Annotated in this window: 7 protein-coding genes; 4 read left to right on the top strand and 3 right to left on the bottom strand. The window is 71.7% G+C overall.

From position 1 onward, the window contains the following. The first annotated feature begins 109 nt into the window (after positions 1 to 109). From FMQ63_RS31900 to FMQ63_RS31915, 4 genes are all read left to right on the top strand, one after another. Complete coding sequence (locus FMQ63_RS31900) at positions 110 to 904, top strand: ABC transporter ATP-binding protein (protein ID WP_011551244.1); 795 nt, start codon at positions 110 to 112, stop codon at positions 902 to 904. 145 nt (positions 905 to 1,049) lie between these two features. Then, on the top strand, positions 1,050 to 2,045 hold the full coding sequence (locus FMQ63_RS31905) for a class I SAM-dependent methyltransferase (protein WP_026113886.1): 996 nt from the start codon (positions 1,050 to 1,052) through the stop codon (positions 2,043 to 2,045). 20 nt (positions 2,046 to 2,065) lie between these two features. Further along, positions 2,066 to 2,950 carry a hypothetical protein gene (locus tag FMQ63_RS31910; protein WP_011551246.1) on the top strand — a complete coding sequence of 295 codons (885 nt, stop codon included), beginning with the start codon at positions 2,066 to 2,068 and terminating at the stop codon, positions 2,948 to 2,950. 28 nt (positions 2,951 to 2,978) lie between these two features. After that, positions 2,979 to 4,352: a wax ester/triacylglycerol synthase family O-acyltransferase gene (locus FMQ63_RS31915; protein WP_011551247.1), complete on the top strand. Its 1,374-nt coding sequence runs from the start codon at positions 2,979 to 2,981 to the stop codon at positions 4,350 to 4,352. Positions 4,353 to 4,359: 7 nt separating this feature from the next. On the opposite strand, the gene FMQ63_RS31920 is transcribed toward FMQ63_RS31915, so the two are convergent. The 3 genes from FMQ63_RS31920 to FMQ63_RS31930 all read right to left on the bottom strand — a co-directional run. Then, positions 4,360 to 5,760: a sigma-54 dependent transcriptional regulator gene (locus tag FMQ63_RS31920; RefSeq protein ID WP_011551248.1), complete on the bottom strand. Its 1,401-nt coding sequence runs from the start codon at positions 5,758 to 5,760 to the stop codon at positions 4,360 to 4,362. Next, a complete protein-coding gene (locus FMQ63_RS31925) occupies positions 5,757 to 7,289 on the bottom strand; it encodes an ATP-binding protein (protein WP_011551249.1) in 1,533 nt (510 codons plus the stop codon). Before FMQ63_RS31925 ends, FMQ63_RS31920 begins: the two co-directional genes overlap by 4 nt. A 21-nt stretch (positions 7,290 to 7,310) precedes the next feature. Continuing rightward, positions 7,311 to 9,200 (bottom strand): HEAT repeat domain-containing protein (locus tag FMQ63_RS31930; RefSeq protein ID WP_141276850.1); only part of this gene is annotated, 1,890 nt, incomplete at its 5' end.

Here is a 9,200-nt window from a genome sequence, read left to right on the forward strand (position 1 = left end):
TCCGGGGCACATCGCTTGCCTCCGACTGAAAGGCGGGTCGCGAGCAGATGGGGGCGGCCGTCACAATTCCGCCTCCGGGCAGCGGCGCCGGTACCTGGGGGGGCGTGGGATGGCCGAGCCGGCGCAGCGCAATGCCATCGAGTTGGTGAACGTCCACAAGTCCTTCGGCGCCCAGCACGTGTTGCGGGGCGTGGACCTGGTGGTGCCCACGGGCACCACGTGCGTGCTGCTGGGCGTGTCGGGCTCCGGGAAGACGGTGCTGATGAAGCACCTGGACGGCCTGCTGCGTCCGGACCGCGGCACGGTGCGCGTGGACGGCGAGGACCTGGCCTGGCTGGATGCCGCGGGGCTCGAGCGCGTGCGCCGCAAGATGGGCATCCTCTTCCAGGGCGGCGCGCTCTTCGACTCAATCACCGTCGAGGACAACGTCGCCTTCCCGCTGCGCGAGCGACTCCATCTGGTGGAGAGCGAGGTGCGTGAGCGCGTGCAGCGCGTGCTGGCGCTGGTGGGCCTGGAGGACGCGGCGAAGCAGCGCCCGGGCGAGCTGTCGGGCGGCATGCTCAAGCGCGCCGCCTTTGCTCGCGCCGTGGTGCTGGAACCGAAAATCCTTCTCTATGACGACCCTACCGCGGGGTTGGACCCGCTGAGGACCCAGTCCGTGGTGGACGTCATCCTCACCGGCAAGCACCGGCTCCATGCCTCGGCGCTCGTCATCACCCCGGACGTGGCCTCCGCCTTCCAGGTGGGTGACAACCTGGCGCTGCTCCATGAAGGACGCATCATCGAACACGCCCCGCCCGAGGCCTTCCGCCAATCTCAACACCCCGCGGTCCAGGCCTTCCTCCATGACTGGCTGGCGCGCCGTGCGCGCGCTTCCGGGCACACGTCACCGCCGCTGCATTGAGCGCGAGGCTGTTCACCGGGGGACACTCATCCCGTCCCATCGCTGGATGGCTCTGAACCAGTAAGTCATGCATGCTCAGAAATCCCGGTGCTTTGTCACGCCGGGAGGCCCGTCCGAAGGACCCACGCATCCGGGGGGATGCCACATGCCCAATCTGCTCGACATGCCTCGCCAGGCATTGATGGACCTGCGTTCACGGCTCAGCCATTCGACGCTCGTGTCCCAGCTACCGCGCAACGTCGTGCCGGACAGTCTGTCCCTGTCCAGTCCGGCGCCTCAGGATTTCGCGCTCGCGGACCCGGAGCGGGTGGAGGGATGGCGGAGAGCCTGCGAACGGTATGTGCGGCCCGGGCAGGTCGTCATGGATGCATGCACCGGAACGGGCCTGCGGACCTTCCTGGCGGCCAGCCGTCAGCCGAAGAAGCTGTACGCGGTGGATGGCTCGCGGCTGCTGGACACGGCGCAGTGGGTGGCGCGTCGCAACGGGCTGGAGAACATCGACTTCGTGCGCGCGCAGCCCTGGCAGTACCAGATGCCGGAGAAGGTGGACGTCCTGCTGCATGAGTTGCTGGGCGACGCCCTCTTCGACGCGGGGCTGGTCCCTCGCATCCTGGACCTGCGCAACCGGGTCCTGAAGCCCGGGGGCCGCATCCTGCCCAACCGCTTCGAGGTCTTCGTGGAGCCGGTGCAACTGCGGGACGAGGCGTGCATCCCCTTCATCTGGAGCCAGCGCTTCCCCAGCGTGGACTACAGTTGCCTCCAGACGCTGCGCGAGGCGATGAACCCGTCCTACTTCACGCGCGTCATCCGCTCCTACGAGGTGGACCACCTGTTGTGCGACCCGGAGCCCGCCTTCGCCTTCGACCTGGAGACGATGGTGGCCGACGGCCTGCCGCACCGCGTGCGCTTCTCCCGGCCAGTGGTGGACGAGGGGCGCGTGGACGGTTTCTGCCTCTTCTACAAGGTGGCCTTCGACGCGGAGCTGTCCTTCAACGTGTCGCCGCTGCGAGGGCAGAACTACGCGGGGATGATGCTCTTGCGCGTGGACTCGCGGGAGTTCGAGCGCTTCGACACGCTGTCCTTCGAGCTGGACATGGTGGAGCACGCCGACGTGCGCACCTGGCGCTGGCAGTTCACCTGAGAGCAGAGTCCCCACCCGCAGTGCTGGCGGGTGGACAGCTCCCGCGGTGGGGAGGGTCCGCGCGAGCAGAGGGCGTGGCTAGCTTGCATCGAGGCATGTCCTCTTCTCGACTCCTCCCCGTCCTGTTCCTGGTGCTGGGCGCCGCGCTTCCAGCCGTGGCCCAGCCGTCCTCGCCGCAGCGTCCGCGCACGGTGGCCGGCGTGTGCGGCGCCACCAACTGGGCCTGCGTGGCCGAGTGCATCGACGCCGAGTGCGTCGACACCTGCATGCGTCAGGACTGTGAGCAGGCGCTGGAGCGGCTCAAGACGTGTACCCAGAAGGCGGGCTGCGCGCCGAACGATACCGAATGTGGGCCGAAGGCCTGCCTGCCCATCTGCCAGCGCTCCTTCGAGCCCGCCCCACTCAGCCCCGAGAAGGAAGTCCCGGCGCCGTGCGAGGGCGTGACGGCACCCGGGGCGGCGCCTCCCAAGGCGTTGGTGGGGACCTGGACGCTGGTGGCCGCCAGCCTGCCGGAAGACGAAACCGTGCGGGAGGAGCGCATCGAGGCCAGGCCTCGTTCGGACTACGCGCGCTCGTTGCAGGTGACGCCGTCGGGCTGCTTCGTGCTGCGCACCTCGCTGGAGGCCGCGACGCTGGGGCAGGGCAACTCGCTGGTGGTCCGCGCCTGGGGCACGCTGGACGTGTCGGGCAAGGACCGGGTGCGGCTTCGCACGCGGGACGGCCAGGCGGTGGGCCCGGTGTGTGGCGACAAGCGGGTGATTCCCCTGACGGGACCGAAGCTCAAGTTTCTAGGGAACGCCTATGTCTGGGACCTGGAGAAAGGCGTCCTCACGTTGATGGTGGACGACGAGACGAAGCAGACCTTCCAGTTCGAACGTGCGACCCCGGAGAGCGGAAAGAAGTAGAACGGCCTTCTCCGGGAGGTCGTGAGACATGGCGGCGCAGGAGCGGATGTCGAGTGTGGACGCGCTGTGGTTCCACATGGAGGAACCCGCCAACCTGATGATGATTACCGCCGTGCTCTGGTTCGAGGGCCGGCTGGACTTCGAGCGGCTGCGGACGGTGGTGCGGGAACGGCTGGTGGAGCGCTACCCCCGCTTTCGCCAGCGCGCGGTGGCGGGACTCGTGGGCCTGCCGCAGTGGGAGGAGGTCGCCGAGCTCGACCTGGACTGGCACCTGTCGCGGCTCGACGTGCCCCCGCCCGGGGACCGCGCCGCGCTGGAGTCGTTGGTGGGGGAGTGGATGAGCACGCCCCTGGAGCGCTCCCGGCCGTTGTGGCAGTTCCATGTCATGTCGGCCGCGGACGGGCGCGACGTGCTGCTGGCGCGGCTGCATCACTGTCTCGCGGACGGCATGGCCCTGGCGCGGGTGCTGCTGACGCTCACGGATGGGGCGGAGGCGGAGATGGCCGCCGAGGCGCCCGAGCCCACGTCGAGGCCCTCAACCGGTGGGCTCGCGAGCTGGGTGCGCGGGGCTCGGGCGGTGGCGGGGACCGCGCGCGCGGTGTGGCGCAAGGGCGCGGAGCTGGCCGCGGAGCCGATTCTCGTGGGCGACCTGCTGGTGCAGGGGGCTCGGGGCGCCGCGGCCATGGGCAAGTTGTTGGTGATTCCGCCGGACCCGCGCACGTCACTGCGGGGGCCGCTGGGGACGCAGAAGCGCGCCGCCTGGTCGGACCCGGTGCCGCTGGAGCGAGTGAAGGCCGTGGGCCGCGCGCTGGGCGGCACGGTGAATGACGTGCTGCTGGCGGCGGTGGCGGGCGCGCTGCGGCGCTACCTGGAGTCGCTGGGGGAGCCACCCGAGGACCTGCACGCGCTGGTGCCCGTGAATCTGCGGCCTCTCGACGTGCCCGTGCCTCGCGAACTGGGCAACCACTTCGGCGTCGTCTTCCTTCGGTTGCCCGTGCAACTGGGCACGCCTCAGCGCCGATTGCAGGAGCTGGTGCGGCGGATGGAGCGGCTGAAGCGCTCGCCGGAGGCGGTGCTGACCTTCGGCGCGCTGGAGTTGCTGGGGTACACGCCAGCGGCGCTGGAGCGGTGGGTGGTGGATACCTTCGGCTCCAAGGCCTCGTTGATTGCCACCAACGTGCCCGGCCCGCGTGCGGCGGTGTCCCTGGCGGGCAGCCGGCTGGAGGGCCTGACGTTCTGGGTTCCCCAGACGGGCCATCTGGGGCTGGGCGTGAGCCTCTTCAGCTACGCCGGGCAGGTGACGGTGGGCGTGGCGGCGGACGCGGGCCGGGTGACCGACCCGCATGCGCTCATCCAGGCCTTCCACGAGGAGCTGGATGCGCTCGCGACGGAGCGTGACTGAGGGCTGACTACAGCAGCCCGTACTCCTCCAGCTTGTTGTAGAGCGTGCGCCGGCTGATGCCGAGCAGCCGCGCCGCCAGCGTCCGGTTGTCGCCCGCGCGCTTGAGCGCATCCGCCATCGCCTGGCGCTCCATCTCCTTGCGCTGGGACTCCAGTGTCCGGGCGGAGTCCGTGACAGGCACCGTTGGCGCTTCCAGGGCGCTGACGGAAGGTGTCGCGGCGAAGGGGGCGGGGGCCAGGCCTGGCTGGCGCGCCAGCTCTTGAAGGACTTCCCGCCCGCCAATCACCTGCGTGTCGGAGAGCACCACCAACCGCTCCAGGAAGTTCTGGAGCTGGCGCACGTTGCCGGGCCACGGCTGGGCCCGCAGCGCCGCGAGCCCGTCGGTCATGAGGGTGAAGGGCGGGCGCCCGTTCGTCTTCGCGTGGACCTCCAGGAAGTGCAGGGCCAACGGCTCGATGTCGTCCGGGCGTTCGCGCAGGGCCGGTATCCACACGGGCACCACGTTGAGGCGGTAGAAGAGGTCCTCGCGGAAGCGGCCTTCCTTCACACGCTCTTCCAAGGGCTGATGCGTGGCCGCCACGAAGCGGACGTCCACCTTCACCGTCTGCGTGCCGCCCAGCCGCTCCAGTTCGCGCTCCTGGATGACTCGCAGCAGCTTCACCTGGACCGCGGGGGAGATGTCGCCCACCTCATCGAGGAACAGCGTGCCGCCATGGGCCAGCTCCACGCGCCCCGGCTTGCGCGTGGCGGCGCCCGTGAAGGCGCCCTTCTCGTAGCCGAACAGCTCGCTCTCCAGCAGGGTGTCCGGCAGCGCCGCGCAGTGCAGCTTCACGAAGGGGCCATCCCGCCGGGGACTGGCGTCGTGAACGGCCTTGGCTGCCAGCTCCTTGCCCGTGCCGGACTCGCCGCGCAGCAGCACCGTGGCTGTACCGGCGGCCGCCTTCGCCAGCACGGCCTGTACGTCCGCCATGGCCCGGCTCCGGCCGATGAAGCCACCCGTGGGCCGCACCTGCTGGCGCGCCTCCTCGCCCTGCGCGCGCAGCAGCGCCTTGCGGACGGTGAAGAGAATCTCCTCCCGGTCGAAGGGCTTGAGCACGAAGTCCGCGGCGCCCGCCTTCATCGCCTCCACCGCCAGCGGCACCGTGCCGTGCGCGGTGAGGAGGATGACGGGCACGTCCGGCCAGCCGCGCGCCACCTCCGCGAGCACCTGCAGGCCATCCATGCCCGGCATGCGCACGTCGCTCACCACCACGTCCACCGGCTTGCTTGCCAGCAGCGCCAGGGCTTCCTGCCCGTCGCGCGCCGCATGCGTCGTCAGGCCCGCCTGCGTCAGCAGGGCGCCCAGCACCTTGGCCACGGCGGGGTCGTCGTCGACCAGCAGCACCGTGCCTCTCAATGATTCGTTCACGCGGCTTCTCCCACGCCTGCGCCGCCCAGGCTCGCGTCCGTGACGGGCAGGCGCATCCGGACCACCGTACCGCGCCCCTCCCGGCTTGTCAGGAGCACCTCGCCGCCATGCGCTTCCACCACGCGCCGGACGAAGGCCAGCCCCAGGCCGCTGCCCGAGGCCTTGGTGGTGAAGAAGTCGTCGAAGGCACGCTCGCGTGTTCGAGCGTCCATGCCCTCGCCGGTGTCCTCTACCTCCATGGCCACGTCGGCACCGTCACGCAGCGCGCGCACGGTGAGGGTGCCACCTCCCGGCATTGCTTCGCAGGCGTTGCGCACCAGGTTCTCCAGGGCGTTGGCCAGCAGGTCCTGGTCCCCCGCGCAGGGGGGCAGGCCGGCGGCCAGCTCCCGGATGATGACGACCTTGCCCGGGCTGGCGAAGACCTGGAGCGACAGCACGCCCTCCACCAGCCGGCGCAGGTCCACCGGCTTTGGCAGGGGCTCCACGCGCGCCAGCCGCTGATACGTGTCCACCACCCGGTCCAGGCGCTCCACCTGCTCCAGCAGCAGGTCCAGGAACTCGCCTTGCCCGTCCCACGAACGCCCGCGCGCGTGCTCCTCCTTGAGGTACTGCGCGGCGCCCTTCATCGCGGCGATGGGGTTCTTGAGGTCGTGCGCCATCTGCGCGGAGAAGCGGCCCAGCGTGGCGAGCCGCTCCAGTCGCTCGCTTCGGCTGACGTAGGCGGTGACGCCCCGGCGGGTCGCCGCCACCAGGGCGAACGTCACCGCCGTGGTGCAGATGATGAGCGTGCCCGCCTGCGCGACGAAGAGCCGCACCACGGCGAGATAGGCCAGCACCCCCAGCCCCGCGATGCCCGCCGCGTGCAGCGCGAGCCGGGGCGCACCCGGGTCGTCTCCGAAGAGGCCGAAGCGCAGCGCCGCGGTGGCCATCACCGGCAAGCCCAGGAGCGTGCCCACGTGGCCGAGCCGCACCACCTCCAGGCCCAGCTCCGCCGCCAGCTCCGTCATCAGCAGGGCCACCACCAGCGTGAGCCCCAACAGCACCAGGCCCGCGCGGGCGCGCTCGTCCGGGTGTCGCGAGTGCAGCACGTGGAATCCCAGGAGCGCGAAGCCTCCACCGAGGATGGGAATGGCCAGCGCGGAGACGAGCAGCCCGAAGCGCAGCGTGAGCAGGTGCGCCTCCAGCGTGGGGGCGCCCAACGCCACCAGCATGGCGAGCGCCAACGCGCCGAAGAGGGCATAGGCCCCGTACATGGCCCAGGCGAGGCTTCGTCGCCGTCCCACGAAGGACAGGATGAAGTGCAGCGCGCACGGCACCGTCATCAAGCCCGCGGTGAAGCCCACCAGCCGCCAGCCGTCCTCGTCCGCGCGCACCAGCGCGAAGCCGGAGAAGTTCCACGTCGACAGGGCGATGGACAGCAGCGACAGCGGCAGCGCCAACGGACTCTTGCCCACGCGCACCAGGGCAAGGCCCGCCAAGGCGAGCTGGCCCGCGCAGGCCAGGAGGCTGATCCACATCCCACCCGTCATGGGGCGCTCCGATGCAGGGGACTAGAGCATGCCCAGCCGACGCGCGTTGGCCGGCTCCACCGCCGCGGACTCCCAGCGGCGCACCGCCTGTTCACGCTCGGCTTCGGGGGCATCCGCGTAGTAGCCCAGCGTGTCGTGCAGCGCGCGGCTCAGCTCCTCGATGGCCGCCAGCCTCACGTCCAACTCCCGGTGGCGCAGCGCGGAGACGAGCCAGTCCGCGCGGCGGCGGCTGCGATTCTCCGCCCACCACGCCGACCACTGACGCGGGTCCAGTCCCAGCGTGGCGCGCGTCACTTCCCGCAGCGCCTCCGCCGAGGCCTGGGCGCACATCTCGTCGTCGCCGCCCGTGAGACGGATGAGGCCCTCAATCGCGTCGCGGTCATGCAGCGTGCCCAGGGCGCGCGCGGCCAGCGAGCGGCGCAGCGGGTCTCGGCTGCTCAGCTCGTGGCGCAGGTCGCGCAGGGAGGCGTCCAGCCGGGGCAACTGCTTGAGCGCGGCGGCGGCCACGCGCGCGGCGCTGGAGATGTCCGGCTCCAGGTCGAACAGACCGCGCAGCACGCCGTCCACCAACTCCACGTAGGGGAGGTTGCCGGCGGTGAGCAGCGCGAAGTAGCGCGTGTCCGCGTCCTGGGAGTCCAGCAGCGGCGACACGGCCTGCGCGGCGGGGCGGCCCAGCCGGGACAGCGCGCCGGGGATGGGCCCCAGCTCGTCCGCCTCGGGCAGCTCCACCACGGGCAGCCGGCTCCAGGCCGTGGGGCCGGGGAAGTGCTGGGCCAGCACCCGGGCGCTGGCCTCGGGCGAGCGCGCCAGCTCCGCCATGGCGTTGGCGCGCTGCGCGGCGTCCGGACCGGTGAGGCGGCGCAGCAGCGGCGCGAAGTCCGGCGGCGGGCGCTCCTCTTGTGACTGCGCGCGCGGCGGCAGCGCGGCGGCGCGGCCCATGTTGCCGGTGGCGCCTCGGCCGAAGAAGGGGCTCCAGCCCAGGCCGGCGACCACCGCGGGGGCAGGCGCGGGCGCGGGGGCCACGGGCAGGTCCACGTCGATGGTGAGCTCCATCTCGTCCGGCGCGCGCAGCTCCGACACGCGCTGCTTGCGGAAGAGGATGAGCTCCTGGAAGGCCGCCGGCAGGTCCTGGCAGAACAGGATGTAGTCGGACAGGCGGCGCTGGCTGATGGGCCGCTGGCCACAGTCACCGTAGAGGATGGCCACCAGCCGGCCCTTCACCTCGACCGGGTACAGGAAGACGGTGCGCGGCGTCTGGCGTCCGAACAGCTCCAGGTAGTGCCGCGTGAGCGCGTCCGGGGGCAGCGGGCCCGCGTAGCTGCCGCGGGTGACGGCCACCGTGCGGAAGACGCTGCTGGCATCCAGCGGGATGGACACCTGCGTGAGCTGCTCTCCCGCCATGCCCTCGCCGCGAGCCTCCAGGCCCGTGGCGCCGCCCCGTAGCACGGCGAAGGAGGCGACGTAGTCGAAGGTCCTGCGGCCGAAGCGCAGCGCCACGTCGATGAGGCGGTCGCGGTCCTTGGTGGCTTCCTTCAGCGCCGCGCGGGCCTGGGCCAGCGTCCAGTCCGGCACGTCCTGGCTCGCGGGCGGAGCCGGGGGGCGGCTCTCCAGCGAGGCGGGCTTGGGACGGGGCGGCTGCGCGTTCTGCGCGGCGCCGGGGTTCGGGAAGACGAGGAACGCGGGCTCGCCGCGCGGAGCCGCCGCGGGCTTTGGAGGCGGCGCCACCGGCGTGGCGAAATGCAGCGTGGGCGGCGCGGTCGGCTGCGCCGGCGCGGGGGGCCACACCTGCGGCGTGCCGCTGGCGCCGGCCTGGGCCGGAGGCCACACCTGGGGCTGTCCCGAAGCAGGGGCCGCCGTGCCGGACTGCGCCGGTGCGCGTGCTCCCGTCGGGGCTGGAGGGCTGGAGGGAGC

The sequence above is a fragment of the Myxococcus sp. CA005 genome (assembly GCF_006518205.1).
Taxonomy (GTDB): Bacteria; Myxococcota; Myxococcia; order Myxococcales; family Myxococcaceae; genus Myxococcus; species Myxococcus xanthus.